Annotated in this window: 27 protein-coding genes and 1 pseudogene; 13 read left to right on the top strand and 15 right to left on the bottom strand. The window is 74.2% G+C overall.

All coding sequences use genetic code 11. The features are described from left to right. Positions 1 to 44: 44 nt before the first annotated feature. Positions 45 to 914, top strand: a complete 870-nt coding sequence (ypfJ, locus tag BLT72_RS03905; RefSeq protein ID WP_091410348.1) for a KPN_02809 family neutral zinc metallopeptidase — start codon at positions 45 to 47, stop codon at positions 912 to 914. Between the two features lie 16 nt (positions 915 to 930). Here the strand turns inward: ypfJ and BLT72_RS03910 are convergent, their stop codons facing one another. The 3 genes from BLT72_RS03910 to msrA all read right to left on the bottom strand — a co-directional run bounded on the left by BLT72_RS03910 (position 931) and on the right by msrA (position 3,319). Then, positions 931 to 1,467, bottom strand: a complete 537-nt coding sequence (locus BLT72_RS03910) for a DUF7282 domain-containing protein (RefSeq protein ID WP_091410350.1) — start codon at positions 1,465 to 1,467, stop codon at positions 931 to 933. A gap of 68 nt (positions 1,468 to 1,535) precedes the next feature. Beyond that, positions 1,536 to 2,624, bottom strand: a complete 1,089-nt coding sequence (locus BLT72_RS03915) for an SDR family oxidoreductase (RefSeq protein WP_091410351.1) — start codon at positions 2,622 to 2,624, stop codon at positions 1,536 to 1,538. Between the two features lie 62 nt (positions 2,625 to 2,686). Next, positions 2,687 to 3,319 (bottom strand): peptide-methionine (S)-S-oxide reductase MsrA, encoded by a 633-nt coding sequence (gene msrA / locus BLT72_RS03920; RefSeq protein WP_091410352.1) that lies wholly within the window; start codon positions 3,317 to 3,319, stop codon positions 2,687 to 2,689. A 149-nt stretch (positions 3,320 to 3,468) separates the two neighbouring features. Between msrA and BLT72_RS03925 the strand changes: the two genes are divergently transcribed. Further along, entirely contained in the window at positions 3,469 to 4,620 is a 1,152-nt protein-coding gene (locus tag BLT72_RS03925; RefSeq protein ID WP_091410353.1) for a cystathionine gamma-synthase, read from the top strand. Positions 4,621 to 4,697: 77 nt separating this feature from the next. On the opposite strand, the gene BLT72_RS03930 is transcribed toward BLT72_RS03925, so the two are convergent. Together BLT72_RS03930 and BLT72_RS03935 are read right to left on the bottom strand one after the other, a co-directional pair. Further along, positions 4,698 to 5,387, bottom strand: coding sequence for a uracil-DNA glycosylase (locus BLT72_RS03930; RefSeq protein ID WP_091410355.1), 690 nt, complete (start codon positions 5,385 to 5,387; stop codon positions 4,698 to 4,700). Continuing rightward, positions 5,371 to 6,591 (bottom strand): MFS transporter, encoded by a 1,221-nt coding sequence (locus BLT72_RS03935; RefSeq protein ID WP_091410357.1) that lies wholly within the window; start codon positions 6,589 to 6,591, stop codon positions 5,371 to 5,373. The genes BLT72_RS03930 and BLT72_RS03935 overlap by 17 nt, the downstream gene beginning before the upstream one ends. 149 nt (positions 6,592 to 6,740) lie before the next feature. Here BLT72_RS03935 and BLT72_RS03940 point away from each other — a divergent pair, with 149 nt between their 5' ends. Continuing rightward, entirely contained in the window at positions 6,741 to 8,123 is a 1,383-nt protein-coding gene (locus BLT72_RS03940; RefSeq protein WP_091410358.1) for an AI-2E family transporter, read from the top strand. A 49-nt stretch (positions 8,124 to 8,172) separates the two neighbouring features. On the opposite strand, the gene BLT72_RS03945 is transcribed toward BLT72_RS03940, so the two are convergent. From BLT72_RS03945 to BLT72_RS03955, 3 genes are all read right to left on the bottom strand, one after another. Continuing rightward, the gene (locus BLT72_RS03945; RefSeq protein ID WP_091410360.1) at positions 8,173 to 9,429 is read right to left on the bottom strand and encodes a L,D-transpeptidase; all 1,257 of its coding nucleotides are present in this window, start codon (positions 9,427 to 9,429) and stop codon (positions 8,173 to 8,175) included. 196 nt (positions 9,430 to 9,625) lie between these two features. Then, positions 9,626 to 11,344 (bottom strand): MDR family MFS transporter, encoded by a 1,719-nt coding sequence (locus BLT72_RS03950; RefSeq protein WP_091410361.1) that lies wholly within the window; start codon positions 11,342 to 11,344, stop codon positions 9,626 to 9,628. Next, positions 11,341 to 11,814 (bottom strand): MarR family winged helix-turn-helix transcriptional regulator, encoded by a 474-nt coding sequence (locus tag BLT72_RS03955; RefSeq protein ID WP_091410363.1) that lies wholly within the window; start codon positions 11,812 to 11,814, stop codon positions 11,341 to 11,343. The genes BLT72_RS03950 and BLT72_RS03955 overlap by 4 nt, the downstream gene beginning before the upstream one ends. A 120-nt stretch (positions 11,815 to 11,934) precedes the next feature. Here BLT72_RS03955 and BLT72_RS03960 point away from each other — a divergent pair, with 120 nt between their 5' ends. The 4 genes from BLT72_RS03960 (at position 11,935) to BLT72_RS03975 (ending at position 15,515) form a co-directional block, all read left to right on the top strand. Beyond that, positions 11,935 to 12,741, top strand: a complete 807-nt coding sequence (locus BLT72_RS03960) for an HpcH/HpaI aldolase family protein (protein ID WP_091410364.1) — start codon at positions 11,935 to 11,937, stop codon at positions 12,739 to 12,741. 147 nt (positions 12,742 to 12,888) lie between these two features. Then, on the top strand, positions 12,889 to 14,049 hold the full coding sequence (locus BLT72_RS03965; protein ID WP_091410366.1) for an RtcB family protein: 1,161 nt from the start codon (positions 12,889 to 12,891) through the stop codon (positions 14,047 to 14,049). Between the two features lie 81 nt (positions 14,050 to 14,130). Continuing rightward, entirely contained in the window at positions 14,131 to 15,114 is a 984-nt protein-coding gene (locus tag BLT72_RS03970) for a hypothetical protein (RefSeq protein WP_231930314.1), read from the top strand. Further along, the gene (locus BLT72_RS03975; protein ID WP_091410368.1) at positions 15,111 to 15,515 is read left to right on the top strand and encodes a DUF2089 domain-containing protein; all 405 of its coding nucleotides are present in this window, start codon (positions 15,111 to 15,113) and stop codon (positions 15,513 to 15,515) included. The genes BLT72_RS03970 and BLT72_RS03975 overlap by 4 nt, the downstream gene beginning before the upstream one ends. Before the next feature lie 81 nt (positions 15,516 to 15,596). Here BLT72_RS03975 and greA read toward each other — a convergent pair whose 3' ends face one another. Further along, positions 15,597 to 16,106 carry a transcription elongation factor GreA gene (greA, locus tag BLT72_RS03980; protein WP_091410370.1) on the bottom strand — a complete coding sequence of 170 codons (510 nt, stop codon included), beginning with the start codon at positions 16,104 to 16,106 and terminating at the stop codon, positions 15,597 to 15,599. A 70-nt stretch (positions 16,107 to 16,176) separates the two neighbouring features. Next, positions 16,177 to 16,572, bottom strand: coding sequence for a DUF4307 domain-containing protein (locus BLT72_RS03985; RefSeq protein WP_157720294.1), 396 nt, complete (start codon positions 16,570 to 16,572; stop codon positions 16,177 to 16,179). A gap of 99 nt (positions 16,573 to 16,671) precedes the next feature. Here BLT72_RS03985 and mca point away from each other — a divergent pair, with 99 nt between their 5' ends. From mca to BLT72_RS04000, 3 genes are all read left to right on the top strand, one after another. Then, positions 16,672 to 17,616 carry a mycothiol conjugate amidase Mca gene (gene mca, locus BLT72_RS03990; protein ID WP_091410374.1) on the top strand — a complete coding sequence of 315 codons (945 nt, stop codon included), beginning with the start codon at positions 16,672 to 16,674 and terminating at the stop codon, positions 17,614 to 17,616. A 28-nt stretch (positions 17,617 to 17,644) separates the two neighbouring features. Then, on the top strand, positions 17,645 to 17,917 hold the full coding sequence (locus BLT72_RS03995; RefSeq protein ID WP_091410376.1) for a hypothetical protein: 273 nt from the start codon (positions 17,645 to 17,647) through the stop codon (positions 17,915 to 17,917). A gap of 130 nt (positions 17,918 to 18,047) precedes the next feature. Beyond that, on the top strand, positions 18,048 to 19,178 hold the full coding sequence (locus BLT72_RS04000) for a CPBP family intramembrane glutamic endopeptidase (RefSeq protein ID WP_157720295.1): 1,131 nt from the start codon (positions 18,048 to 18,050) through the stop codon (positions 19,176 to 19,178). A gap of 32 nt (positions 19,179 to 19,210) precedes the next feature. Here the strand turns inward: BLT72_RS04000 and BLT72_RS04005 are convergent, their stop codons facing one another. After that, positions 19,211 to 19,567, bottom strand: a complete 357-nt coding sequence (locus BLT72_RS04005; RefSeq protein WP_197677192.1) for a nuclear transport factor 2 family protein — start codon at positions 19,565 to 19,567, stop codon at positions 19,211 to 19,213. Positions 19,568 to 19,735: 168 nt separating this feature from the next. Here BLT72_RS04005 and BLT72_RS04010 point away from each other — a divergent pair, with 168 nt between their 5' ends. Then, positions 19,736 to 20,239 (top strand): MarR family winged helix-turn-helix transcriptional regulator, encoded by a 504-nt coding sequence (locus tag BLT72_RS04010; protein ID WP_197677193.1) that lies wholly within the window; start codon positions 19,736 to 19,738, stop codon positions 20,237 to 20,239. 180 nt (positions 20,240 to 20,419) lie between these two features. Here BLT72_RS04010 and BLT72_RS23470 read toward each other — a convergent pair. Together BLT72_RS23470 and BLT72_RS04020 are read right to left on the bottom strand one after the other, a co-directional pair. After that, a pseudogene (locus BLT72_RS23470) lies at positions 20,420 to 20,626 on the bottom strand (glutaminase); the annotation flags it as partial. 87 nt (positions 20,627 to 20,713) lie between these two features. After that, on the bottom strand, positions 20,714 to 21,532 hold the full coding sequence (locus BLT72_RS04020; protein WP_091410381.1) for a class II glutamine amidotransferase: 819 nt from the start codon (positions 21,530 to 21,532) through the stop codon (positions 20,714 to 20,716). Between the two features lie 219 nt (positions 21,533 to 21,751). Between BLT72_RS04020 and BLT72_RS04025 the strand changes: the two genes are divergently transcribed. Continuing rightward, entirely contained in the window at positions 21,752 to 23,749 is a 1,998-nt protein-coding gene (locus BLT72_RS04025; RefSeq protein ID WP_091410383.1) for a thioredoxin domain-containing protein, read from the top strand. Between the two features lie 15 nt (positions 23,750 to 23,764). Here the strand turns inward: BLT72_RS04025 and trhA are convergent, their stop codons facing one another. Then, on the bottom strand, positions 23,765 to 24,496 hold the full coding sequence (gene trhA / locus BLT72_RS04030) for a PAQR family membrane homeostasis protein TrhA (protein ID WP_091410385.1): 732 nt from the start codon (positions 24,494 to 24,496) through the stop codon (positions 23,765 to 23,767). A gap of 162 nt (positions 24,497 to 24,658) precedes the next feature. Between trhA and BLT72_RS04035 the strand changes: the two genes are divergently transcribed. After that, positions 24,659 to 25,450 carry an isoprenyl transferase gene (locus BLT72_RS04035; protein ID WP_091416641.1) on the top strand — a complete coding sequence of 264 codons (792 nt, stop codon included), beginning with the start codon at positions 24,659 to 24,661 and terminating at the stop codon, positions 25,448 to 25,450. Between the two features lie 12 nt (positions 25,451 to 25,462). Here BLT72_RS04035 and BLT72_RS04040 read toward each other — a convergent pair whose 3' ends face one another. After that, on the bottom strand, positions 25,463 to 26,635 hold the full coding sequence (locus tag BLT72_RS04040) for a WD40 repeat domain-containing protein (RefSeq protein ID WP_091410387.1): 1,173 nt from the start codon (positions 26,633 to 26,635) through the stop codon (positions 25,463 to 25,465). Positions 26,636 to 26,640: the final 5 nt, after the last annotated feature.

Consider the following 26,640-nt stretch of genomic DNA (forward strand, 5'->3'; position numbering starts at 1 on the left):
GGCTCGGGGTCCGCCCGGCGCCCGCCGGGCCGGGAGAGGTGGCGATGAGGTACGACGACCAGGCGCGGCTCGACCCGTCCCAGATGGGCGGGGGCCGGCGCGGGCCCAGCCCGGTGCTGGCGCTGGGCGGCGGTGCCGGCGCCATCGTGGTCATCGTCATCGCGCTGCTCTTCGGCGTCGACCCGGGCCAGGTGCTGCAGGGCGGCGCGACCACCGACCCGGCGGGCGGCCGCTCCAGCGCGTTCGCCCAGTGCACCCGCGGCTCCGACATCGAGCGCGACCGGGACTGCCGGTTCGTCGCGTTCACCAACTCCATCCAGGACTACTGGGGCGGCGCCCAGCCCGACTACCAGGAGATCGACGTCACCACCTTCGAGGGCAGCGTGAGCACGGGGTGCGGCACGGCGTCGTCGGAGGTCGGCCCCTTCTACTGCCCGGCCGACACGACCGTCTACCTCGACCTCGGCTTCTTCGACCAGCTCACCACCCAGCTGGGCGCCCGCGGCGGGGACGCGGCGGAGGCCTACGTGCTGGCCCACGAGTTCGGTCACCACGTGCAGAACCTGACCGGCGCGATGCAGCGGGTGCAGGGCAGCGGGCAGGGGACCGGCCCGACGTCCGCGGGGGTGCGGCTGGAGCTGCAGGCCGACTGCTACGCCGGCGTCTGGTTCTCCCACGCCGTCGACGACCCGGACGACGCGATCGCCGAGGTGAGCCAGGACGACCTGGACCGGGCCGTGGACGCCGCCGCGGCGGTGGGGGACGACCGGATCCAGCAGAAGGCGCAGGGCCAGGTCACACCCGAGTCCTGGACGCACGGGTCGGCGGCCCAGCGGCAGGCGTGGCTGCGACGCGGGTTCCAGACCGGCGACCCGGCACGCTGCGACACCTTCGCGCGCGACGCCCTGCGCTGAGCGGGCGGGAGCCGGCTCACTCCACGCTGTAGTCGAAGTCCTCGTCCTCGAGCCGCGGGTCCTTCGCGGCGTCGAACTGGCCGTCGCCGTCCTCGCCGAACAGCACGGCCTGAAGCTCCCCGGTGGCCGGTACCGGGGTGTCCAGCTGGACGGTGAGCGGGTTGGGGCCGATCGCGACGGACCCCAGCAGCTGGTCGCCGCGGTAGACGGCCACGAAGCCCGTGCCCGGCGGGGTCACCGCCTCCTCGATGGTCACGGTGCGTCCGTCGCCGCGCTGGTCCTCCACCTCCAGCTCGTCGCCGGTGCCGCTCGACGCCTCGCCGGCCGACGGGCCGCCCGAGGTGGAGGCGCTGGGCTGGTTGGTCAGGCCGGGCGTCGGGGAGGCGCTGCCGGTGGCGGACGAGGTCGGGGTCGCGGTGATGGCCGGGGACAGGGGGGTCTCCGAGCCCGCGCCCTCCGGCTCGCCGACCTCGTTCGCGCCGCACGCGGCCAGCAGCACGACCGTGGCGGCCGTGCCGAGGAGGAGAGGCACCCGGGAGGTCAGCGAGGTCATGCGCCCCATGTAACCAGCCGGGTCCCAGCGCCCGGGCCCGGGTGCGGGGCCGCGGGCGGTGCGCGACGTCAGCGCACCGGGGGGACCAGCCGCTCGGCGGCGTAGCGGTCGAACAGGGCCAGGAAGGAGTCGAGGGTCCGGTGGTGCGTGGTGAACCCGGCCAGCCGGCTCTTGCTCATGTCGGTGACCACCTCGATGTCGCGGCCGAGGTCGGCGTCGGTGTGCCACCAGGACGCGACGCGCGCCAGGTCCGGCTCGACGAGGTCGTGCTCGGCCACGATCTCGGCCCAGACCGGTCCGGCGTCGGCCATCTGCTGCTCGAGCGGGCGCGGCGCCTCGGCGAAGCCGACCGGCTCGACGCCCAGGTGCGCGGCCAGCTTCGGCCACATCCAGCGCCACCGGAAGATGTCGCCGTTGACGGTGTTGAACGCCTCGTCGGCGCCCGCGGGGGTGGTGGACGCCCAGACCATCTGCTCGGCCAGGACGGTCGCGTCGGTGACGTCGGTCAGCCCGTTCCACTGCGTCGCGCTGCCGGGGAACACGAAGGGCCGGCCGGTCCGGCGGCAGATCGCCGCCTGCGCGGCCAACGTCAGGCCCATGTTCATGGCGTTCCCGACGGCGTACCCGAGGACGGTGTGCGAGCGGTGCACCGACCAGGTGAACCCGGCGGCCTCCGCGGCGGCGAAGAGCTCGTCCTCCTGCGCGTAGTAGAAGTTCGCCGCGTCCAACCGCGGCTCGTCCTCGTGGAACGGGGTGTCGGGCATCGTGCCCTGGCCGTAGGCCTCGAACGGGCCGAGGTAGTGCTTGAGCCCGGTCATCAGCGCGACGTGGGCCAGCGGTGCGGGGCGCAGAGCGGCCAGCAGGTCGCGGACCATGCCCCCGTTGACCGCGATGTTCTCCGCCTCGGTGTCCTGACGGAGCCAGGCGGTGAAGTACACGTGGGTCGGGCGCTCGTCGGCCAGCGCGGCGGCGAGGGCGTCGGCCGAGGTGAGGTCGGCGGCCACCCAGCGGAGGCCGGGGCGCTCGGCCCCGGGGCGGCGGGCCAGGCCGGTCACCGGCCAGCCGGCGTCGAGCAGCCGGTCGACGATCGCGGCGCCCGCGATGCCGGTGGCACCGACGACGAGGGCTGACTGGCCGGGCGTGGGGGTTGCGTCCATGCAGACGCAACACGGCCCGGGCGGGAGAATTCCCGTCCGGGCCGCGCGTCAGTCCTCGGTCCTCAGTTGCAGGTCACCCCGGTGGCGTGCACCGGGCAGTAGCCGAACGGGTTCTTGTCGAGGTACTGCTGGTGGTAGTCCTCGGCGTAGAAGAAGTCGGGCGCAGGCTTGATCTCGGTGGTGATCTGACCGAAGCCCGACCGGGTGAACTCCACCTGGAAGTCGTCCCGGACCCGCCTGGCGATGGCGAGCTGCTCGTCGGAGGTCGTGTAGATCGCCGACCGGTACTGGGTGCCGACGTCGTTGCCCTGCCGCATGCCCTGCGTCGGGTTGTGGTTCTCGAAGAACACCTTGAGCAGCTGCTCGTAGCTCGTCTTCGTGGGGTCGAAGACCACCTTGACGATCTCGGTGTGGCCGGTCCGCGTGCTGCAGACCTCCTCGTACGTCGGGTTCGGGGTGTAGCCACCCGCGTACCCGGCAGCGGTGTTCACCACGCCGGGGGTGTTCCAGTAGAGCTTCTCGGCGCCCCAGAAGCAGCCGAGGGCGAGGTAGGCGACCTCGGACCCCTCGGGCTCCTTCTGCACCGGGATGCCGAAGACGTCGTGGAACGTGGGGTTGACCAGCACCGAGCGGTCGCGGCCGCGGAGGGCCTGCTCCGGCTCGACCAGCGTGGACTTCATCCGGGAGAACAACATGAGTTCAGTCTGCCTCTCTGCGCAACCGCTGGATGCGGTCGGCGACTGCTCAACGCCGCCCCCGCCCTCCCTTGTTCCGACCCGTGAGGACGCACCGGGGCCGGGGCACCGCCACGGCCTGACCGGTCGGCGCCACCTAGGCTCGGCGCATGACCGACCAGGGCTTCTCCACCCGTGCCATCCACGCCGGCCAGCGTCCCGACCCCGGCAACGGGGCCGTCGCGCCGGCCATCTGGGCGACGTCCACCTACGCGCAGGACGGGGTCGGCGGGCTGCGCTCGGGCTATGAGTACTCGCGCTCGGCCAACCCCACCCGGACGGCCCTGGAGGAGTGCCTGGCGTCGCTGGAGCAGGCCGACCACGGCTTCGCCTTCGCCAGCGGCCTGGCCGCGGAGGACACCTTGCTGCGGACGATCGGCCGGCCCGGGGCCCACGTCGTCATCCCCGACGACGCCTACGGCGGCACCTACCGGACCTTCGCCCGGGTGCACGAGCCCTGGGGGCTGGGCTACACGCCCGCCGCCCTGACCGACCTCGACGCCGTCCGGGCCGCCGTGCGGCCCGGTGAGACCACGGCCGTCTGGGTCGAGACGCCCACCAACCCGTTGCTCGGGGTGGCGGACATCGCCGCCATCGCGGACATCGCGCACGCGGCGGGGGCCCTGCTGGTCGTCGACAACACGTTCGCCTCCCCCTACCTCCAGCAGCCGCTGACCCTCGGCGCCGACGTCGTCGTGCACTCCACCACGAAGTACTGCGGCGGGCACTCCGACGTCGTCGGCGGCGCACTGCTCACCTCCGACGGCGAGCTGGCCGAGCGGCTGCGCTACTTCCAGAACGCCATCGGCGGCGTCGCCGGGCCCTTCGACGCCTGGCTGGTGCTGCGCGGGCTGCGCACCCTCGCCGTCCGGATGGAGCGGCACTCCGACAACGCCGAGCAGGTCGCCGCGTTCCTCGCCGAGCACCCGCGGGTGGCGCAGGTCTACTACCCGGGCCTGGACAGCCACCCCGGCCACGCCGTCGCCAAGGCCCAGATGCGCCGCTTCGGCGGGATGGTCAGCTTCCGGGTCGCCGACGGCGAGGAGGCCGCCGTCGCCGCCTGCGGCCGCACCGAGCTCTTCACCCTCGCCGAGTCCCTCGGCGGGGTGGAGTCGTTGATCGAGCACCCCGGCCGGATGACCCACGCCTCGGTCGCCGGCACCGAGCTCGAGGTGCCGGCCGACCTGGTGCGGCTCAGCGTCGGCATCGAGGACGCCGACGACCTGGTCGCCGACCTCGAGCAGGCCCTCGCCGTCGGTTGACCCGGGTCGACTTGTCAGCGCCAGCGGTCGTCAGGGCGACCACCGGCGCTGACAACGCGGCACCGGGGTGAGCGGCGTCAGAGCGACCAGTCGACGGGCGCGGCGCCCTGCGCCGCCAGCAGGGCGTTGACGCGGCTGAAGGGTCGGGAGCCGAAGAAGCCGTTGCGGGCCGACAGCGGCGACGGGTGGGCGCTGGCCACCACCGGCACGCCGCCCAGCCGCGGCGCCAGGGCCTGCGCGTCGCGGCCCCAGAGCAGGGCCACCAGCGGTCCACCACGCTCCACGAGGGCGTCGACGGCCCGTTCGGTGACCCGCTCCCAGCCCTGCCGGCGGTGCGCGCCGGAGCGGCCCGGCTCCACCGTCAGCACCCGGTTGAGCAGCAGCACCCCCTGCTCGAACCAGGGCGTCAGGTCGCCGTGCGCGGCGGGGGCGAGCCCCAGGTCGGCCTCCAGCTCCTGGTAGACGTTCACCAGGGAGCGGGGCACCGGCCGGACGTCCGGCGCGACGGCGAAGGACAGGCCCACCGGGTGGCCGGCGGTGGGGTAGGGGTCCTGGCCGACCACGAGGACGCGCACGTCGGCCAGCGGACGGCTGAACGCGCGCAGCACCTGGTCGGGCGCGGGCAGGAAGGTCCGGCCCGCCGCCGTCTCGGCGGCCAGGAACCGCTCGGCCCGGGCGAGGTCGTCGGCCGCCGGGGCGAGCGCGGCCGCCCAGTCCGGGGCGAGCGGGGGCCCGAGGGCGGGGGAGGGGTCAGCGGTCGGTGGCACGGTCCTCCTCGGCCGGCGCGGTGCGCGGCATCCGCGCCGAGGTGGCCGCGGCGACGAGCAGCAGGGCCGCCCCGACGGCGAAGGCGACGGGGTAGGAGAACGTGTCGGCCAGCAGCCCCGCGACCAGCGGACCGACGATCGCGCCGATGTCGGCGCACATCGAGAACACGGCGACGGCCGTGCCGCCCCGGCCGCCCGCGGCGTCGCCCACCGACGCCGCCGGGGCGGTGCCGAGGAACGCCGCGGCGACGCCGTACACGCTCAGCGCGACGATCAGCAGGCCGACGCCCGGGGCGAACGGGACGGCCAGGATGGACAACCCGGCCAGCGCGCCGCCGGCGATCATGGCCGGCCGACGCCCGACGGTGTCGACGAAGCGCCCGGCCGGCCCCACGGTCAGGGTCTGGGCGACGGCGGCCACCGCGAACGCGATGCCGGTCCACGACGTCGGCCGGTGCAGCACCTCGACGACGAGCACCGGCACCAGCGTGCTGCGGACGCCGAAGGAGGTCCAGCCCTGGGCCAGGTTGGTCACGCAGGCCGCCTGGTAGCGCTTGTCCCGCAGCACCTGGCGGAAGGGCACGACGGGCAGGTCGGGCGCGTCCGTCCGCTCGCTGCGGGTCCGCAGCAGGACGAGCCCGACGGTGCCGGCGACCGCCAGCGTCCCGGCGTAGAAGAAGAACGGGGCGCGCAGCGCGATCGCGGAGAGCAGGCCGCCGATGGCCGGCCCCGTCATCCCGCCGAGCAGGAACCCGCCCTGGAAGAACCCGGCGGCCCGCCCCCGCAGCCCGGCCTCGACCGAGGTGAGCAGCAGCGTGGTGGCCGAGACGGTGAACATCGCCGAGCCGACGCCGCCGATCCCCCGCAGCACCAGCAGCTGCTCGTAGCTCTGGGAGATCCCGGCGACCCCGCTGGAGGCCGCCACGATGAAGATGCCCACCGCCATCACGAGGCGCTCGCCGAACCGGTCGATCAGCCGTCCGCAGAAGGGGCTGGTGACCAGCCGGAGCGCGGCGAAGGCCGACACCACGGCGCCGACGGCGAAGTTGTCGACGCCGAAGCTGCGGGCGAACACCGGCAGCACCGGGACCAGCACCCCGAAGCCGACGGCGACGCAGAAGGCGATCAGCCCGAGGACGTAGACCTCGCGGGGGAGCGTGGCGGAGGAGCTGAGGCGCTCACGCAGCCGTCGTCGGTCGAGCACCCGCCCAGTCTGCCTGCGCACCGGCCGGTCGCCGCGCCGGCCGCGCCACGGCGGACCTCACGTGAAGTGGGGCCCGACCGGGGCTAGCGTAGGTGGGTCGTCGAGCAGTGAGGTAGGTCGTGGGACTTTCGAGCAGGATCCGGACGGGCGTGGGCGGGTGGCGGGAGGCCCTGGCCCGCCAGCAGGACGCGCAGCGCCGGGACGACGCGGTGGTCCCGGTCATCGCGGCCCCGACGGAGCTCGTGGTCAGCTCCCCGACCGAGGACATCGACCGTGCGGTGCCGCCCGGGCTCCGGCTCGCGGCCGCCTGGGCGTGGCGGGTGATCCTGGTCGCGGTGATGCTCTACGGCCTGAGCCGCGTCCTCGGGTACCTGTCCGAGGTGGTCATCCCCGTCGCCGTGGCGATCCTGCTCGCGGCGATGCTGTCGCCGGTGGCCGCCCGGCTGCGGCGGTGGGGCCTGCACCGCGGACCGGCCACCGCGGTCACCGTGCTGGGCGGCATCGCCCTGATCCTCGGCGCGCTGACGCTGATCGGGACCCAGATCGGCTCCCAGGCCGGTGAGCTCTCCGACAACGTCGTGACAGGGTTCGACAACCTGCTCACCACGCTGGAGAACAGCAACCTGCCGCTGAGCTCCGGGTTCTTCGACACCTCCCAGTGGGGTGACCGGATCCAGACCTTCCTCGCCGACAGCCAGAGCACCATCGCGACCTACGCGGCCGAGATCGGGGCGCAGGTCGGGCACTTCCTGGCCGGGCTGGCCATCGCGCTGTTCTCGCTGTTCTACTTCCTCTACGACGGCCGCGGGATCTTCACCTTCCTGCTGAGCTTCTTCCCCCGCGAGTCCCGGGCCCGCGTCGACCACGCCGCCAGCAACGGGTGGCGGGCGCTCTCCGGCTACGTCCGGGCCACCATCCTGGTGGCGCTGTCCGACGCCGTCGGCGTGCTCGTCGCCGCGCTGATCATCGGCGTCCCGGTGGCGCCCGCCCTCGCCGCCCTCGTCTTCATCGGCGCCTTCGTCCCGCTCGTCGGCGCGTTCGTCTCCGGGTTCGTGGCCGTCCTGGTCGCGCTGGTGGCGCTGGGCTGGGTGCAGGCGCTGTTCATGCTCGGCGCGATCATCCTGGTCATGCAGCTCGAGGGGCACATCCTGCAGCCCTTCCTGCTGGGCCGCGCCGTCAAGCTGCACCCGCTGGCCGTGCTGCTGGCCATCGCGGTCGGCATCATCGTCGGCGGGATCGTCGGCGCCCTGCTCGCCGTGCCGCTGCTGGCGTTCGTCAAGTCGTTCATCCAGTACCTGCACGGCCACCCGATCCCCGTGACCGACGAGGGTCGACGCCGCCTGGGTCCGCGCCGTGAGCGGCCGGGCGCCGACGCCCCGGCCGTCGGCGCCGCCGTGCCCGGCGACCCCGCCGCCGCGCCGACCGCCGTGGACGAGGAGGCCGCGCCTGCCGCGGGAGCTGCGCCGGAGCCGGAGCCGGCCCTGACGCCGCCGGCCGGAGCCGGGACCGACGGGGACCGCTCGGGCTCCTAGCCCCCCGGTGTGGTCGGCCGGCGCTCCGGGGCGGCGGTCGACTCCCGGATCAGAGCGCGGAGCCCTTCTGGAACTTCGCGTAGGAGATGTCCCAGTCGGCGTAGCCGTTGCCCTGCTCCAGGCCGCGCCCCGAGCCGGTGGTGACGACCGGGTCGCCGATCAGGGTGTTCTCGTACAGCCACTGGGAGTCGGCGGTGCTCATCCCGACGCAGCCGTGGCTGGCGTTGCGACGGCCCAAGTTGCCGGCGTTCCAGGGCGCGGAGTGCAGGAACTCCCCGGAGTTGGTGATGCGCAACGCGTACTTCGCGACCAGGGTGTAGTCCTCCTCGGCCCCGATCATCTCGTTGGTCATCTTCTTGTTGAACTCCTTGGCCATGATCAGCTTGGTGCCGCTGCGGGTCTCCCAGCCCGGCTTGCCGCCGGAGACCAGGATCGTCCGCACCTTCTGCCCGTCCCGGTAGACGGTCGCCACGTCCCGCTTCAGGTCGACCTTGGTCACCAGGGAGCGGCCGACGGTGAAGGAGGTGGAGGTGGAGGTCTGGCCGTAGATGCCGTCGCCGGCGTCGACGCCGTTCACGTCGGCCCGCACCGTCACCTTCGTGCCCGGCTTCCAGTACGCCTTCGGGCGGAAGCGGACCTGCGTCGAGGACAGCCAGCTCCAGCTGCCCTCCTGGGCGGGCTTGGACGTGACGTGCAGGTTCTCCTCGAACGCGGCCTTGTCGGTCACCGGCACGTCGAAGGTGAGGACGACCGGCATGCCGACGCCGACCTTGCTGTCGGGCAGCGGGTACAGCGTCGGGAAGGTCTGCTCGGCGAGGGTGAGCTCCTGGGTGGAGAAGGTGGACTTCCGGGTGGTCTTCTCGTCGGCGGCGTTGGCCCCGGTCATCGCCAGGGTGTAGGTGGCCGAGGGCTCCAGCCGGTCGGCGGCGGTCCAGGTGCGGCCGTCCTCGCTGACCTCGCCCTTGACGGTGCCCTGCGTGGCGGCGCCCTTGGCGTCGACCCCGCGGTAGCTCAGCTTGACCTTCTGCACGGTGCCGTCGCTCGCCTGCACCTTCACCCGGGTGTCGACGGCGACCTTGCTCGCGTCGTCGGCGACGTTCGCCTTGAGCGCGACCGGTCGCGGCGCGGGCGGTTGCGTCGCGTCCTCGGTCGCGGAGGGACGGCTGCTGCCGGTCGGCGCGGTCGGGGCCGAGGAGGACGTGCCGCCGGCCTGGCCGGTCGGCAGGCCGCTGCAGCCGGCCACCACGGTGGCGAGCAGGACGGTCCCGACGAGCCCGTTCAGCAGGGTGCGGGTGCTGGTCGGCATGTGCTTCCTTCGGTCGACGACGGCGGGCCGGCGGCCCTGATGATCGGCGTCCGGCCACGACCATCCCTACGGGTGCTGCGGGACCCGCACCTCCAATGTGCCATCCGGAGGGGGGCCCTGTCTCGTCCCCGGACAAGCCGCGGCCCGCGCCGCCGGCGGGCCGGCGACCGCGGGCGGCGGTCAGGTCGAGTCGCTCCTACTGTGCCACGGCGGGCAACGGCTCCTCCTCGACCGCGCCCGGCGTCGGCTCCGGTGCGCGGCCGGCCAGCGGCTTCTCCCCGAGCGTGAGCGCCACGACGAGCGCGACCACCATGAACGGCACCGCCACCAGGAACAGGTCGTCCATCGAGCGGGTGAAGGCCGTCAGCACCCAGGTCTTGACCGGCTCCGGCAGGCCCGTGATGGCGCTGACGTCGTTGATCGAGGCGCTCGCCGCGCCGAGCTGGCCCTGCGCCGAGGCGGGGACCACCTCGGCCAGGTGGTGGGGGAGCCGGGTGTTGAGGATGGCGCCGAAGAGCGCGGTGCCGAGGGCGCCGCCCATGGAGCGGAAGAAGGTGACGGCGGCGGTCGCGGTGCCCATGTGCCGCCGGTCGACGCTGTTCTGCACGGCGGTCACCACCACCTGCATCGTGAGGCCCAGACCGGCGCCGAACACGAACATGTAGACGGCGAGCAGCGCGTACGGGGTGTCCACGGCCAGCCGGGACATGGCCAGCATGGCCAGCCCGACGAGGATCGACCCGGTGATCGGCATCCACTTGTACCGACCGGTGGAGGACATGATCCGGCCGCCGCTGATGGAGGTCGAGAAGATGCCGGCGACCAGCGGGAGCATGGCCAGGCCCGAGCGGGTGGCGCTCATGCCCTGGACGGCCTGCAGGTAGATCGGCAGGTAGATCAGACCGCCGAACATGCCGACGCCCATGATCATGGCGAACACGACGTTGCCGGTGAAGGTCCAGTGCCGGAACAGCTCCAGCGGGATGATCGGCTCGCTGGCGCGCCGCTCGACCACGATGAACAGGGCGACCAGCGAGACGGCGGCCACGAGCAGCCCCAGCCCGGTGGCGGAGGTCCAGCCGAGGTCGTCGGCGGTCGACGGGCCCGCCCAGGAGAGGTAGAGGATCACGCTGGTGACGGCACCGATGATGGTCGCCGCACCCAGGTAGTCCACCGAGGCCTGCCGCCGGACGTGCGGCAGCTTGAGCGCCAGCGAGGTGATGACCAGGGCGGCGATGCCGATCGGCAGGTTGATGAAGAAGATCCACTCCCAGCCGAGGTGGTCGGTGAACAGCCCGCCGAGCAGGGGACCGGCCACCGAGGAGACGCCGAAGACGGCGCCGAAGAGACCCTGGTACTTGCCGCGCTCGCGCGGCGGGATGACGTCGCCGATGACCGCGAGGGCCAGTGACATCAGGCCGCCGCCGCCGAGGCCCTGGACCGCGCGGCCGGCGATCATCACGTCGATGCCGGACACGTCGAGCCAGCTCGCGATCGGTGAGGCGAAACCGCAGATCACCGAGCCGAGCAGGAAGACGAGGATGGCGGCCTGGAAGATCGGCCGCCGGCCCAGCAGGTCGGAGATCTTGCCCCAGAGCGGGGTGGCCGCGGTCGAGGTGAGCAGGTAGGCGGTGACGACCCAGGACAGCTTGTCGAGCCCGCCCAGCTCGGAGGTGATCTTGGGCAGCGCGACGCCGACGATGCTCTGGTCCAGCGCGGCGAGGAACATGCCCGCCATCAGCCCGCCCATCACGACGAGGATCTGCCGGTGGCTGAGGTAGCCGCCGGTCGGCGTCGTGTCGGCGACCGGGGAGGCGGAGAGGCTGGCGGCGGGAGCGGCGGCGTCCACCGCGTCGCGGGTGGCGTCGCCGGTGGGCTCCTCGATCAGCGCCCGCCGTGGGACGTGCTTGGTCATGCGTGCTCCAGTTCTGCGTCGACGTTCTCGATGTCGGTGACGAAGCGGCCGAGGAGGCGGTCGAGCTCCGCGACGTCGTCGGCCTCCCAGCCGCCGAGGGCGCGGCGGAGCAGGGTGCGGCGACGCTCGAAGGCGTCGTGCAGCCGGCTGCGGCCGGTCTCGGTGAGCTGGAGGCGGTGGGCCCGGCCGTCGTCCGGGTCGGGGGTGCGCTCGAGCAGGCCGGCCCGGTGCAGCTGGGCCACGTGCCGGGAGACCGTCGAGGTGTCGAGGTTGGTGCAGCTCGCGAGCTCGGTCACCCGCAGCGGGCCGCGGCTGGCGACGTTCTTCATCAGCCAGAACACGCCCGGCTCGAGGTCGTCGCCCTCGACGCGCTGGCGCATGGTGCGGCCGACGGCCATCAGCGCGGTGAGCACCGAGTCCACGACGGCGGTGGTGGGGTCGGGCACCGGGCCCAGGCCATCTACTTGCATGACGCAAGCATAGGACTACTTGCATGATGCACGCAAATTCCCGCGGACGCCGGCGACCCGGCCCGCCACCGACGTGGCAGGGTGATCCGGACGAGCGGGGCCGACGGTGAGGAGAGGTCGATGGGGACAGGGGCGCCGGGGACGGCCGCGGAGTTCGCCGGGCGCGTGCGGGGGCGCTCGCCGCTGCTCGGCTACTGGGTGGCCCTGGACGCCCCACCGGCGACCGAGCGGCTCGCGGCCACCGGGTACGACTTCGTCGTCCTCGACGCCCAGCACGGGCTGATCGACGACCGGGGCGTGCTGGCCGGGCTCACCGCCGTCGACGCGGCCCGCAGCGTCCCCGGCGCCCCGGGCGCGGTGGGGGTGGTCCGGGTGGCCGCCAACGACCCGACGCCGATCGGCCGCGCCCTCGACTCCGGGGCAGCCGGCGTCATCGTGCCGCTGGTGAGCTCGGCGGCCGAGGCGGCCGGCGCCGTCCGCGCCGCCCGCTACCCACCGGACGGCATCCGCTCCTTCGGGCCGCTGCGCTCCGGCCTCCGGGTGGGGCCCTCGCCGGTCGAGAGCAACGCCGCGCTCGTGGTGCTGGCCATGGTGGAGACGCCCGGCGGGCTCGCCGACGTCGCGGCGATCGCGGCGACGCCCGGGCTCGACGGCCTCTTCGTGGGGCCCAACGACCTGCGGCTGGCCCTCGGCGCCCCGACCCCGGACGACCCGGCCTTCGACGAGCAGCTGGAGGCCGCCCTGGTCGCCGTCCGCGAGGCCTGCGACGCGGCCGGGATCGCGGCGGGCCTCTTCACCACGTCGGGGGAGCAGGCGGCGCGACGGCTGGCCGAGGGCTTCACCTTCGTCTGCGTCAGCGGGGACCTCACCCACCTGGAGCAGGCGGCCCGCGACCACCTGGCCGTCGCCCGGGGCGGGCGCGGCTGAGGCTGCGTCCTCGCGACGCGGGAGCCTACCCCGACCAGAACCGGGTGCGCCGGGGTTTCTGCTGCCGCAGCCTGGTCCGCGGCCCTCACGGGGAGGGCGGTCGTCGGGGCGGTGCGGGGAGCGCCGGCCCGCAGGGAGAGGGGCGTCATGGAGAAGATCAACGACCGGCTGCTGAGCTGGGCCTCGGTGCTCGACGAGAAGACGCGGGCGCAGGCCGAGTCCACCTCGACGATGCCCTTCATCTTCCCGCACCTCGCCCTGATGCCGGACGCCCACCTCGGTCTCGGCGCGACGGTGGGGTCGGTCATCCCCACGTTGCGGGCCCTGATGCCCGCGGCCGTCGGCGTCGACATCGGCTGCGGGATGATCGCCGTCCGCACCCAGCTCAGCGCCGCCGACCTGGGCGGCCGTCCGCTCGCGCCGCTGCGCGAGGCGGTGGAGGCGGCCGTGCCGCTCTCGGCGGGGCAGCAGAACGACCGGCTGACCGCGTCCGCCCGCGCCCGGGTGGCCGAGCTGGAGGCGGTGCCGGACGTCGACCCCGACGCGCGGCACCGGTCCTGGCGCCAGCAGCTCGGCAGCCTCGGCTCGGGCAACCACTTCATCGAGGTCAGCCTCGACGAGCAGGACCGGGTGTGGCTGTTCCTGCACTCCGGCTCACGCGGGGTGGGCAACAAGATGGCGCAGCACCACATCGCGGTGGCGGTCCGCGGGATGGAGCGGTGGTGGGTGCGGCTGCCCGACCGCGACCTCGCCTACCTGGTCGAGGGGACGGGCGAGTTCGAGGCCTACGTGCGCGACCTGCGCTGGGCGCAGCGGTACGCCCTGCTGAACCGCGAGGAGATGATGGACCGGGTCGTCGGCTGCCTCGAGGCCTTCGTCCGGACGACCGTCGTGGAGCAGGAGCGGATCAACTGCCACCACAACTTCACCGTCCGGGAGAAGCACTTCGGCAGGACCGTCTGGGTCTCGCGGAAGGGCGCCATCGAGGCGCGGGAGGGGCAGGCGGGTCTGATCCCCGGCTCGATGGGGACGGCGTCCTACGTCGTCGAGGGGCTCGGCAACCCGGTCGCGCTCTGCTCGGCGCCGCACGGTGCGGGTCGGGCGTTCTCGCGCACGGCGGCGCGCAAGACCTTCACCCAGGACCAGCTGCGGGCGGCGATGGCGGGGATCGAGTACCGCGACTCGGCCGCGTTCCTGGACGAGATCCCGGCCGCCTACAAGGACATCGACCAGGTGATGGCGGACGCCGCGCCGCTGGTCCGGGTCCGGCACACGCTGCGGCAGATCGTCAACGTCAAGGGCGACTGAGCGGGGTGATGACCCGGACGCGACCCTGAGAATGTAAAGCGGACCCTTCCGAAGAGGAAAGGTCCGCTTTACATTCTCTTCATGACCGAACCGAGCATGACCGCGATCCTCACCGAGCTCGCGGCTGGACGCATCGACGCCGCCGAGGCGGCCCGCCGCATCGACGCGCTGAAGAGCGCCCCGGCCCCCGCCGCGGCACCGCACCCGGCGCCGGGTACCGAGCCGACGGACCAGCAGCCCGCCGCCGAGCCGCGCGTCGACACCGAACCCTGGGCGGCGGCGACCGACCGACCGCAGCACGCCACCTACGCGACCGACCGCTTCGACCCCCCGGCCGCCGCCACCCCGCCCCCGCCGCGGCCGGAGCCGGAGCCGGCCGGGCCGAAGCCGGTCAACACCAGCGGGGTCGAGCGGATCTCCGTCCGCGCCGTCGGTCGCCGGGTCCGGATCATCGGTGAGACGGCCGTCGCCACGCTGGCCGCCGACGGGCCGCACGTGCTGCGGCGCAACGGGTCGGTGCTCGAGGTCTCCAGCGACGGCGAGCTGGGCGCCAGCCTGGACGGCTTCAGCATCCTGCGCGGGGTGCCCCGGAACATGGAGGACATCCGCGCCCTGGGTCTGGGCAAGGAGCTGCTGCTCCGGGTCAACCCCTCGATCGTCGTCGACGTGGAGATGACCGCCGGCAACCTCAACACCGAGCGGGTGCCGCACCTGGGCAAGGTCCGGGTCACGGCCGGCGGCGCCAAGCTGCTCGATGTCACCGAGATCAACGACGCGCTGGTCCAGGCGGGCTCGGCCACCATCAAGGGCGCCATCAAGACCGGTCGCAACCGGATCCGGGCCGAGTCGGGCTCGCTGTCCATCACGCTGCACGACGACTCCAACGTCACCGTCACGGGGGAGTCCCAGCTGGGCAGGATCAGCTGGAGCGGTGGGCACAGCGGCGCCGGCGACGAGGTCGTCATGGGCAACGGCAGCGCGAAGCTGGACGTCGAGGTGGTGATGGGCCACGCCCAGGTGCGCGTCGGCTCCGACCCGGTCAAGCCCGAGGGGGCGGGCGCATGAGCGAGCGCCCCCGCCGCGGCGCCGTGCACGAGCACCGCGCCCCCAGCGACTGCCCCGTGTGCGGCGACCGGCTGGCCGTCACCCGGCTGGGCTGCGGTTCCTGCGGCACCGAGCTGGCCGGCGTCTTCACCTCGTGCGCCTTCTGCGCCCTCGACGAGGCCGAGACCGAGATGCTCACGGTGTTCCTCGCCTCGCGGGGCAACCTGCGCGACCTGGAGAAGCACCTCGGCGTCTCCTACCCGACGGCACGGCTGCGCTTCAACCAGCTGCTGGAGAAGCTCGGCCTCGCCGAGCCGGCCGAGGCGGCGCCGACCACGCCGACCCGGGAGCAGGTGCTGGCCGAGGTGGCCAGCGGGGCCCTCAGCCCCGACGAGGCCGCGGCACTGCTGGCGTCCCTCTGAGCGCGGGATGCGCCCTGAGCCTGTCGGAGGCCCTTCGACAGGCTCAGGGATCGTCTCGACAGGCCCGGGGATCGTGCTCCCTCAGCTGGTGAAGGGCTCCACCTTGACGATGGTCACGTCGATCGAGCGGCCGTTCGGGGCGGCGTAGGACGCGGTCTCCCCGGTCTTCTTGCCGAGGATCGCCGAGCCGAGCGGGGACTGCGGGCTGTAGACGTTGGTGTCGACGCTGTCGTCGAGGCCCAGCAGCTCCCGGGAGCCGAGGACGAAGGTGTCGGTGTCGGACTCGTCGCCGTCGAAGGCGATGGTCACCTGGGTCCCCGGGCCCACCTCGTCGGCGTTGCTGGGAGACTCCCCGACCTGCGCACGGCGCAGCATGTCGCTGAGCTGCCGGATCCGGGCCTCCTGGACGCCCTGCTCCTCGCGGGCGGCGTGGTAGCCGCCGTTCTCGCGGAGGTCACCCTCCTCACGGGCCCGGGCGATCTTCTGCGAGACCTCGGCGCGGCCCGCGGTGGACAGGTGGTCGAGCTCACCCTGGAGCTTGTCGTACGCCTCCTGGGTCAACCAGATCGTGTGGGTCGCGGTTTCTGACATCCCCGGAGTCTAGCCCCGGGGTGCCTCGCCGTCCGGGTCCCGCGACACCCGGTCGTCGGACGGGGACCGCCTAGCTGAGCCGGCAGCCGCTGACCGAGGCCGAGGTGGCGCGGCGCAGGGTGGTGAGCTCGACGTGCAGGTCGGCCAGCGGGACGGTGCTGGCCGGGACCGCGATCTCCTGCTCGGCGACGGGCTGGAAGTCGGTGGACTGGGCGATCACCCGGCAGGACGCGGCCTGCGACGGGTCGGCGCGCTGCACCGTCATCGTCACCTTGATCGCGGTGTCGGAGACGATCTCGAAGGCCGACACCTGGGCGGTCACCGCCGGGGTCGCGTGCGCGAGGGCGGCCCAGACCAGCCAGCCGAGACCCAGCGCGGTCCCGGCCGCGACCAGCGCGACGACCACGGCGCGCGGCACCCGCGGCGGCGGGTAGCGGCGGGCGAGGCGGTCGGCGGCGTCGGTCACGGCTCCATGATGCCCGCCCCCCGGGGGCCGGGCGGGGGCCGCCGTCTCGGCCGGGGAGCGCTCGGCGGGGGTCTCCGGGGCTCGTGACAGCATGACGCCATGACCTCTCCCGCGCTCCGCGTGGACGCGGCCGGCGAGCGGCTGCGCCTGCTGCACGTGCACGCCCACCCCGACGACGAGTCCAGCAAGGGGGCCGCCACGACGGCCCGCTACGTGGCCGAGGGCGTCGACGTCGTCGTCGCCACCTGCACCGGTGGGGAGCGCGGGTCGATCCTCAACCCGGCCATGGACCGCCCGGACGTGCTGGCCAACATCGCGAGCATCCGGCGCGAGGAGATGGACCGGGCGCGGGCGATCCTCGGGATCACGCAGGTCTGGCTGGGCTGGGTCGACTCGGGCCTGCCCGAGGGGGACCCGCTCCCGCCGCTGCCCGAGGGCTGCTTCGGGCTGATGGCCGTCGACGAGGCGGCCCTGCCGCTGGTCCGGCTGATCCGGGAGTTCCGCCCGCACGTGCTGACCACGTACGACGAGAACGGCGGCTACCCGCACCCCGACCACATCATGTGCCACAAGATCAGCGTCGCCGCCGCCGCGACCGCCGCCGACCCGGCCGCGCACCCGGAGCTGGGGCCGGCCTGGCAGGTGCAGAAGCTGTACTACCAGCTGAGCTTCAACCGGCAGCGGATCGAGGCGCTCGACCAGGCGATGACCGCCCGCGGGCTCGAGTCGCCGTACGCCGAGCGGCTCGCGGACTGGAAGCCCGACCCGGACCACGACGCCCGGCTGACGACGAAGGTGCCGTGCGCGGAGTACTTCGCGACCCGGGACAAGGCGCTGCTGGCGCACGCGACGCAGGTCGACCCGGAGGGCTCCTGGTTCTCGGTCCCGCTGGAGGTGCACCGCCAGGCATGGCCGACGGAGGACTGGCAGCTCGTGCGCTCGGAGGTCCCCACCGAGCTGCCGGAGGACGACCTGTTCGCCGGCATCGCGGTGCCGGTCGGAGCCGCTGGGGCCGCGGTGCCCGCGGGTACAGTGCAGGGGTGACGACGACGCGGAGGGGAGGGACCCGACGATGATCCTGCTCGACCTGGACCCCAACGTCGTGAAGCCGGGCTGGACCCCGCTGCTCATCACGATCGGCATCGCCCTGGTCATGGTGCTGCTGTTCCGCAGCATGCGCCGCCAGTTCCGCCGCGTCGACGCCAACTTCCCCGAGCCGGCCACGCCCGTCGGCCTGCAGCCGGACGAGCCGGTGACGGATCCCGCCTCGGACGTGGTCGACGAGCGGCCCGTCGAGGGCGACGCCGGCAGCCCGCCCGCCCCGGACGGGCGCGCCCGCACCTGAGCCTTCGAGGTGCGGAGTCCCGAGTGCAGCCTCGTGGTCCCCGTGCGGGGTCCCCGAGGTCCGGCCCCCCGAGGTCACGACTGGGTCGCGGACGCCCGTCCGCGCGTCCTGGGGTGTGATGCTGAGCGGCGTGCCCGTGCCCCCGCCGCCCACCGGTGACCTCGCCCCGTCGCCGGCGGCGCACTGGGACCCCGTGCCGTCCTGGCCGGAGCCGTGGTCCGGGCCGACGCCGCCCGTCCCCGCCACCTCCTCGCCGTCGTGGCTGGCCAGCCCCGGCGGGGCGCTGTCCCGTCCGGTCGGCGGCACCGTGGCGACCGCCCTCCCGTCGGCCCCGCTCGAGCACCACCAGCTGCTCCGGGGTCCGCGGGCCCGCTGGTGGCGTCCGCTGGTGTCGCTGCTCCTCCTGCTCGGCCTGGTCGGGGTCGTCTGGACGGCGATCTTCCTCGGCGGAGACCTGGTGCACGCGGCCCTCAGCGACCAGCCCTTCGACGACGCCCTGGCGGCGGGCGTCGACCTCGACGGCTTCGGGCCGGGCGCCCAGCTGGTCACCGACCTGACCCTGGCCGCCCTCATCCCCGTCGTGCTGGTCGCCACCCGCGTGGTGCACCACGTCCGGCCCGGCTTCGTCTCCAGCGTCACCGGACGGCTGCGCTGGCGCTGGCTGCTGCGCTGCCTGCTCGCCGTCCTCCCGGTGTGGGTCGTCTACCTGGGCCTGGGCTTCGTCCTCGACCCGCCGGCCTCCGGGCGGCCGGAGCCGTGGCCGCTGCTGCTGGTCCTGGCCCTCGTCGTCACCCCGTTCCAGGCCGCGGGCGAGGAGTACCTGTTCCGCGGCTGGCTGGTGCAGGACGTCGCCGTCTGGTTCGCGCACCCGGGCGTCGCCTGGGGCGTCAGCACCGTCGTCTCCGCCGGCCTCTTCGCCCTCGTGCACGGCAGCCTCGACCCCTGGGTGCTGCTCGACATCGCCGCGCTCGGCGTCGCGGCCTGCGCCCTGAACCGGCGCCCGGGCGGGCTCGAGGCGGGCATCGCCCTGCACGTGGTCAACAACGTGCTCCTCGGGATCGCCACCACCACGGTCGGCGGGTACGAGGAGTCCTTCGTCAGCGCCGACTCCAGCGGTTCGCCCGTCGCGCTGCTGACCAGCCTCGTGGTGCTGACCCTGGCCGCGCTGCTGGTGCTCCGGGCTGCCCGCCGGGCCGGCGTCGAGCGCCGGGCCCGCCCCGCCGGCGGGCCACCGCTGGCGCCGGCGGTGCTGCCCGGCTGACCCCGGCCGGGGCTCGGCCGGCGCCCCGTGCGTCAGCTGGTCAGGAAGGTGTGGACGGTCGCGAGCCGGTCGTCCCGCACCGTGGCCACGTCCAGCCCGGTGACCACCGGCGGCGCCCCGGGCGGACCGAAGGCCCAGGCCTGGACGGCGAGGCCGTGGTGCTCGTGGGTCGGACCGACGGTGTGGAAGACGAAGCCGGGGGCCTCGTCCAGCAGACCCTGCACCTTGGCGGCGAGTTCCCGGTGGCCGCGGACGACGTCGTCCGGGTCGGAGAGGACGACGTCCTCGGTGAACGTCTCGGCGATGGCGGCGTCGCGGGCCGCCGCGTCGCGCTCGCCGAACACGGCCAGCACCATGCCGTGCATGAGCTCCGTGGGCGTCCTGGTCATCGGGTCTCCTCAGGGTCGAGGGGTGCAGCGGTGGCCGCCGGCGCCGGGGATCGACGACGGGGGAGCGCCCGCTCCTCGCTGGGTACGTGGACGGGAGGCCCGGGCGTCCCCGGACGAGCCAGGCGGCAATTTACATGACATGTCACCATGTTCGGGAGAGGGGGGCCGGTGCTGAGCGACGAGCAGCAGGAGACGTGGTTCGCCTACATGCGGGTGATGCTGCGGCTGAACTACGAGATGAACCGTGAGCTGCAGACCGGGAGCGACCTCTCGCTGCCCGACTACCACGTGCTCAACGCGCTGGGGGACTCACCGGACGGCCGCCTGCAGCTGACGGCACTGGCCGCGCGGATCGCGTGGGAGCGCAGCCGGGTCTCCCACCACCTGCGGCGGATGGCCGGGCGCGGGCTGGTCGGGCTGACGCCGTCGCGGGTGGACGGCAGGGCCACCGACGCGGTGCTGACGGCCGCGGGCCGCGCGGCCCTGCGGGCGGCGACGCCCGGGCACGCGGCGCTGGTGGGCCGGATGTTCTTCGAGGGCCTGGACGCGGAGCTGCTGGGCCCGCTGCGCACCGCGCTCGAGCAGATCCACGACCAGGTGCTGCGCACGGGCACGCTCCCCGTCCCGGGCGAGCCGCAGCACCGGCTCTCCGGCCTGTCGGACGAGGCCTGAGGAGCCGGTTCGAGGGACGGGTGGCTCAGGGCGCCGGCGATCACCCCGGCTCCTCCGCCGACCGGGAGGCGAAGAGGTTGAGCCCGAGCCGCTCGGCCAGGTACTTGGTGACGAGCTGGCCGCGCACGCTGTTCGCGGCGGCGTCGAGCGGAGGAGAGGAGGTCGCCAGGCCCCCTTGCCGGGCGAGACGGTCACGATCCCGCCGCTGACCCCGCTCTTGCCGGGCATGCCGATCTCGTACAGCCAGTCCCCCGACAGCTCGTGCAGACCGGCCGTGGCCATCACCGCCAGCACCCGGCCGCAGACCCCCGCGGCCACCACCCGCTCACCCGTCACCAGGCCCCCCTCGGTCGGGGGTGTCTCGTGGAGCGACGGGGCACCCCGCACGACCAACCGTGTCCCGCACGCGCGGCAGGGCGTGCCCCCTGGAGTTCGGCGTGCGGGAGGGCTGGACGCCGGAGGGCTCTCCCCACCTCAGGGCCGGACGGGCTCGAAGGGCCGGATCTCGTCCTGGCCCGGGCGCACGACGCCGGCCGACGACTCCGGGACCTCGTTCCAGGCCCCGGCCAGCTCGCCGAGGGGCTCGGAGACGACCAGCCGTGTCTCCGCCCCCAGACCCCGCAGGACCGCGGCCTCGGGGTGCAGCTGGACCAGGGTCGAGACGTCGGTCGAGAAGAACAGCGACCGGGTCCGTCCCTCGCTGGAGTAGCGGAAGGCCCACACCGACTCCCCGTCGGTGGTCGCGACCGTCATCTGCACGGGGTGCTCGACCCCGTGCGCGCGGCCGACCTGCTCGACGAAGCCGACGGCCCGGGCGACGGCCGTGAAGGGGTCGTCCTCCAGGCCGAAGGTGAGCGCCAGGTAGAACAGCGCCTCGGAGTCGGTCGACCCCTCGATGTCGGGGAACAGGGACGGCTCGACCGCCAGGAGCAGGTCCCGCTTGATCTGGTGGAACCCGCGGAGCGCGCCGTTGTGCATCCACAGCCAGCGGCCGTGCCGGAACGGGTGGCAGTTGGACCGCTGCACCGGTGTCCCGGTCGACGCCCGGATGTGGGCGAAGAGCACGGGGGTCCGGATCTGCCCGGCGATCTCGCGCAGGTTCTGGTCGTTCCAGGCCGGGTCGATGTCCTTGAAGACGGCCGGCTCGGCGCCCTCGCCGTACCAGCCGATCCCGAAGCCGTCCCCGTTGGTCGTCGTGGCGCCCAGCCGGGAGTGCAGGCTCTGGTCGATCAGCGAGTGGTCGGGGCGGAACAGCAGGTCCTCGGCGAGGACCGGGTCCCCCGAGTACGCCATCCATCGGCACATGGGTCCAGTCCACCACCGCGGCGGCCCGACGGGTTCACGCAGATCGGGTGAACCGCGCCGACCGCTCCCGGGGCCCGGTCACGCCGCGCCGCCCTCGCCGCCGGTCCCGTGCCCGAGCACTGGCACCACCGGCGGGTCCTGTCAGCGCTCTGCCAAGATGGCGGCGGAGAGCCGTCACGGCGCACGGGACGGGGAGGTGGAGGACGGATGAACCGTCTGAGGTGGTCACGCAGCCCCTACCTGCTCCAGCACGCCGAGAACCCGGTCGACTGGTACGAGTGGGGTGACGACGCCTTCGCCGCGGCGCGGGAGTCCGACCGGCCCGTCCTGCTGTCCATCGGCTACGCCGCCTGCCACTGGTGCCACGTGATGGCCCACGAGTCCTTCGAGGACCCCGAGCTCGCCGCGGTGGTCAACGAGCACTTCGTGGCCGTCAAGGTGGACCGCGAGGAGCGGCCGGACGTCGACGCCGTCTACATGCAGGCCACCCAGGCGCTGACGGGGCACGGCGGCTGGCCCATGACGGTCTTCCTTACCCCCGACCGGCAGCCCTTCTACGCCGGCACGTACTTCCCGCCCACCCCGCGGCACGGGCTGCCCGCGTTCGGGGAGCTGCTGGAGGCCGTCGGCGCAGCCTGGCGCGACCGGCGGTCGGAGGTCCTGACCAGCGCCGGCAGCATCGTCAGCCAGCTGGCCGAGCGGGCGGTCACCGCGATGCCGGGCGAGGTCGGTCCCGAGGACCTCGACCACGCGATGGCGCTGCTGCGCGCCGACTTCGACCCGCTGCACGCGGGCTTCGGCGGCGCCCCGAAGTTCCCGCCGTCGATGGCGCTCGAGGCGCTGCTGCGCGAGGGCGGCGAGGACGCGACGCTGATGGCCGGGCGGACCCTGGACGCCATGGCCCGGGGCGGCCTCTACGACCAGCTGGGCGGTGGCTTCGCCCGGTACAGCGTCGACGCCGCCTGGGTGGTGCCGCACTTCGAGAAGATGCTCTACGACAACGCGCTCCTGCTCGGCGTCTGCACCCACGGCTGGCGGCGGACCGGGTCCCCGCTGGCCGCCCGGGTCGTCGAGGAGACGGTCGCGTGGCTGGTGCGGGAGATGCGCACCGAGGAGGGCGGCTTCGCGGCCAGCCTGGACGCCGACTCCGCCGACGGCGAGGGCCGGCTGCACGAGGGCGCCTTCTACGTCTGGACGCCGGCCCAGCTGCGCGCCGTCCTCGGCGACGACGACGGCACCTGGGCGGCCGGGGCGCTGTCCGTCATCGACGCGGGCACCTTCGAACGCGGCGCCTCCACCCTGCAGCTGCTCGCCGACCCCGATCCGGAGCGGTGGGCACGGGTGCGCGCGGCCCTGCTGGCCGCCCGGGAGGAGCGGCCGCGGCCGGGTCGGGACGACAAGGTGGTGGCCGCCTGGAACGGCTGGCTGGTCGACGCGCTGGTGCAGGCGGCGACCGTGTTCGACCGGCCGGACTGGCTGGAGCACGCCCGCGACGCGGCCGCGCTGGTCTGGCGGCTGCACCGCCAGGACGGCCGGCTGCGCCGCACCTCCCGCCGCGGCGTGGTGGGCGGGGCGCCCGGCATCCTCGAGGACTACGCCGCGCAGGCCCTGGCGGCCACCCGGCTCGCCGCGGCCCTGCGCGACCCGGTCTGGCTGGCGCGGGCGCGGGAGCTGCTCGAGGACGTGCTGGAGCTCTTCGACGACGACGGCGCAGGGTTCTTCGACACCGCCGCGGACGCGGAGCGGCTGTTCGCCCGGCCGCAGGACCCCACCGACAACGCGACGCCGTCGGGCCTCAGCTCCGCGGTGCACGCGCTCCGGCTCTTCGCCGAGCTGACCGGGGAGGACGCCTGGGCCGAGCGGGCCGACCGGGCCGCGGCCTCGGCGGGCGGGCTGGTGCGCCAGGCGCCGCGCTACGCCGGCTGGCTGCTGGCCGACGCGGTCAGCCGGCTGCGGGGCATCCCGGTGCAGGTCGCGGTGGTCGGTCCGGCCGGACCCGACCGGGACACGCTGGTGAGCACGGCGCACCGGCACGTGCCGGCGGGCTCGGTCGTCGTGGCGGGGCTCGGCGACGACGACGGGTTCGCCCTGCTGGCCGACCGGCAGGCCCGCGACGGCCGGCCGACGGCCTACGTCTGCCGGCACTTCGTCTGCCGGCTGCCGGTCACCAGCCCCGAGGAGCTGGTCGCCCAGCTGCAGACCTGAGACCGGCGGCGCGGGTCAGCGGGCGGCGTAGGTGAGCAGGGAGATGGCCACGTAGTGGCTGACGAACCCCAGCACCGTGCCGGTGTGGAAGATCTCGTGGTAGCCGAACCAGGCGGGGGAGGGGTCGGGGCGCTGGCGCGCGTAGACCACCGCGCCGCCGGTGTAGAAGAGCCCGCCGAGCAGGATCAGCAGCAGCACCGCCAGCCCGCCGGAGGCGTAGAAGGCGCCCATCCAGCCGACCGCCGCCCACCCCATGACGACGTAGAGCGCGGTGTAGAGCCAGCGCGGGGCGTCCAGCCAGAACAGCCGGAAGACCAGACCGCCCAGCGCGGCGCCCCAGATCAGCGCCAGCAGGAGGACCCGCGAGCCACCCGTCAGCATCAGCAGGGCCATCGGGGTGTAGCTGGCGGCGATGAAGACGTAGATGTTGGCGTGGTCGAGGCGGCGCATGACGGCCTCGCCCCGGGGGCTCCAGGTCCGCCGGTGGTACAGCCCGCTGGTGCCGAAGAGCAGCACCGACGCGGCGAGGAACACCGCTCCGCCCGCCCGGCCCGTCGAGGTCGGGGCCAGCACGACGAGGACGACGCCCGCGGCCAGCGCCAGCGGCGCCGTGCAGGCGTGCAACCACCCCCGCAGCCGGGGCTTGGCCAGGGCCAGCACGTCGGCGATGGGCTCGTGCCCCGCGTCGGCGGGGGCCGGCGGGCGGTTCTCCCGACGGCGCGCGGCTGCTCCTGAGGACGGCGTCACCCCACCAATCTACGAGCCGTGGTTACGCAACCGTAGGTTGGGACCGACGTCAGCCGTCGGGGGTGCCGGCAACGGGACGAGCCGGAGCGGAAGCCTGTGCGAGGCGTCCGCGGCCGCACGGCCGCGGCGGATACGCTGGAGGACGTGGCTCGCCTGGACCGGATGCGCGAGTTCGTGGACCGCCTGCATCCCTCCGGCCTGCTGTACGCCACCTACGAGCACCGGCTGGTCGCCGAGCTGGACCGCAGCCAGCTGCCGCAGCACGTCGCCGTCCTCGCCGACGGCAACCGTCGCTGGGCCCGCGACAACGCTCCGGGCCAGCCGCTGGTGGCCGGCTACCGGGCCGGGGCGGAGAAGCTCAAGGAGTTCGTCGAGTGGTGCGACGAGATCGGCATACCCGTCGTCACGCTGTGGGTGCTCTCCACCGACAACTTCTCCCGCAGCAGCGCCGAGGAGCTGGAGCCGCTGCTCGAGGTGATCGAGGGCATGGTCACCGACCTCGCCGACTCCCTGCGCTGGCGGCTGCACCCCTTCGGTGCCCTGGACCTGCTGCCCGCGAGCACCGCCGAGCTGCTGCGCGGGGCGGAGCGGGACACCGCCGAGCTGCCCGGGATGGTGGTCAACATCGCCATCTCCTACGGCGGCCGGCACGAGCTCCGCGACGCCGTCCGCTCGCTGCTGGCCGAGCACGCCCGCAACGGCACCCCGATCGAGGAGCTGGCCCGCACCCTCGACATCGAGCACATCGCCGAGCACCTCTACACCAAGGGCCAGCCCGACCCGGACCTGATCATCCGCACCTCGGGCGAGCAGCGGCTCTCCGGCTTCTTGATGTGGCAGTCGGCGCACAGCGAGTTCTACTTCTGCGAGGCGCTGTGGCCCGACTTCCGCAAGGTCGACTTCATCCGGGCGCTGCGGTCCTACGGCGAGCGCGAGCGGCGCTTCGGCCGCTGACGGCGCCCGCGCTCAGGGTGCGGTGGCCGACCGCAGCGCCAGCTGCACCAGCCGCGTGCCGGCGGGCAGACCGAGGTCGGGCCGGGTGGTCCGCCCGGTGGCGGCGTCCAGCACGAACAGCTGACCCTGGTCCAGCCCGACGAGCCGTGGCCCGGCCGGCGACCAGGCCGTGACCGCCGACACGTCCGGCGACGTCGCGGGCACCACCATCTGCTTGACCACCCGACCCGTCTCCAGCTCCACCACCAGCGCCCGGCCGTTGCCGTCGGCGTCGGGGTCCTCGGCCGCGAGGGTGGCCAGGTACCGGCCGTCGGCCGACAGGCTCCCGCCGCCCGGCAGCGGGATGTCGGTGCCCTCCAGCACCGCGTGCTGCTCCCGGCGCGCGCGGTCGCGGAGGACGAGGGTCAACGACTCGCAGTACACGTCACCGGAGCAGCTGGCGAGGAGCTGGTGGTGGCGGCCGCTGGCCAGGGCCGTCCCGACGGCGAGCCGGCGCCAGCTGCCGCGCACGCGCTCGTACACCCCGCCCGAGTCGACCAGCAGCAGGCCGCCGGTGCCGTCGGGCAGGAAGTAGCCGTTCTCCCGCACCGAGGTCCCGGTCGGGGTGCCGTCGAACGAGGTCAGTGCGAGCGTCGAGCTGCGGCCGTCCATGAGCTCGCTCACCCAGAGCCGCCCCCGGCCGGCGGGCAGCACCTGCGCACCCGCGCTCAGCAGCCCGCGGAGGGGCCGGGCGGCGCCGTCGTCGGGGACCAGCAGCCCGGGTCCGTCCTCGACCGGGCGGACGAGGACGCCGGCCGGTCCGGGGACGAAGCTGACCGGGCCGGGCGCCGGCACCGCGGCGGGCGTGGCGGTGACCCGTCCGGTGCCCAGGTCGACGCGGAACACCGTGTCGGCGCTCCGGGCGTACAGGGTGCCCTCGTCGAGACCGGCCGGCACCGGCCCGGACCGGCGCAGCACCACCGGTGGTCCCGGTGGCCCGTCCGCGGTGCCGGCCGGCGGGGCGGTGGCTGACGGCCCGGGCGAGGACGCGGGCGCGGACCGGTCGAGCAGCACGACGACGGCCGTGGTGAGCAGGGCGACCAGGACCAGGAGGGACACGCCGCGGCGCCGCGCCCGGGACCAGCCCCGGTCGGCCCCGGTGTCCAGCACCTCGGCGGGTCCCCGGGCCGGGTCGTCCTCGGGCACCGGCG

The sequence above is a fragment of the Friedmanniella luteola genome (assembly GCF_900105065.1).
Classification (GTDB): Bacteria; Actinomycetota; Actinomycetes; order Propionibacteriales; family Propionibacteriaceae; genus Microlunatus; species Microlunatus luteolus.

Bases quoted from the DNA above. Each gene is read 5' to 3' on its own strand.
- BLT72_RS04025 (WP_091410383.1), top strand. From the start codon at position 21,752: ATGAACCGTCTGAGGTGGTCACGCAGCCCCTACCTGCTCCAGCACGCC.
- BLT72_RS03960 (WP_091410364.1), top strand. From the start codon at position 11,935: ATGGGGACAGGGGCGCCGGGGACGGCCGCGGAGTTCGCCGGGCGCGTG.
- BLT72_RS04005 (WP_197677192.1), bottom strand. From the start codon at position 19,567: ATGACCAGGACGCCCACGGAGCTCATGCACGGCATGGTGCTGGCCGTG.
- BLT72_RS03910 (WP_091410350.1), bottom strand. From the start codon at position 1,467: ATGACCTCGCTGACCTCCCGGGTGCCTCTCCTCCTCGGCACGGCCGCC.
- greA (WP_091410370.1), bottom strand. From the start codon at position 16,106: ATGTCAGAAACCGCGACCCACACGATCTGGTTGACCCAGGAGGCGTAC.
- BLT72_RS03925 (WP_091410353.1), top strand. From the start codon at position 3,469: ATGACCGACCAGGGCTTCTCCACCCGTGCCATCCACGCCGGCCAGCGT.
- ypfJ (WP_091410348.1), top strand. From the start codon at position 45: ATGAGGTACGACGACCAGGCGCGGCTCGACCCGTCCCAGATGGGCGGG.
- BLT72_RS03945 (WP_091410360.1), bottom strand. From the start codon at position 9,429: ATGCCGACCAGCACCCGCACCCTGCTGAACGGGCTCGTCGGGACCGTC.
- BLT72_RS03915 (WP_091410351.1), bottom strand. From the start codon at position 2,624: ATGGACGCAACCCCCACGCCCGGCCAGTCAGCCCTCGTCGTCGGTGCC.
- BLT72_RS04020 (WP_091410381.1), bottom strand. From the start codon at position 21,532: ATGGCGTACTCGGGGGACCCGGTCCTCGCCGAGGACCTGCTGTTCCGC.
- BLT72_RS03995 (WP_091410376.1), top strand. From the start codon at position 17,645: ATGATCCTGCTCGACCTGGACCCCAACGTCGTGAAGCCGGGCTGGACC.
- msrA (WP_091410352.1), bottom strand. From the start codon at position 3,319: ATGTTGTTCTCCCGGATGAAGTCCACGCTGGTCGAGCCGGAGCAGGCC.
- BLT72_RS03970 (WP_231930314.1), top strand. From the start codon at position 14,131: ATGACCGAACCGAGCATGACCGCGATCCTCACCGAGCTCGCGGCTGGA.
- BLT72_RS04035 (WP_091416641.1), top strand. From the start codon at position 24,659: ATGCGCGAGTTCGTGGACCGCCTGCATCCCTCCGGCCTGCTGTACGCC.
- mca (WP_091410374.1), top strand. From the start codon at position 16,672: ATGACCTCTCCCGCGCTCCGCGTGGACGCGGCCGGCGAGCGGCTGCGC.
- BLT72_RS03965 (WP_091410366.1), top strand. From the start codon at position 12,889: ATGGAGAAGATCAACGACCGGCTGCTGAGCTGGGCCTCGGTGCTCGAC.
- BLT72_RS03955 (WP_091410363.1), bottom strand. From the start codon at position 11,814: ATGCAAGTAGATGGCCTGGGCCCGGTGCCCGACCCCACCACCGCCGTC.
- BLT72_RS03950 (WP_091410361.1), bottom strand. From the start codon at position 11,344: ATGACCAAGCACGTCCCACGGCGGGCGCTGATCGAGGAGCCCACCGGC.
- BLT72_RS03975 (WP_091410368.1), top strand. From the start codon at position 15,111: ATGAGCGAGCGCCCCCGCCGCGGCGCCGTGCACGAGCACCGCGCCCCC.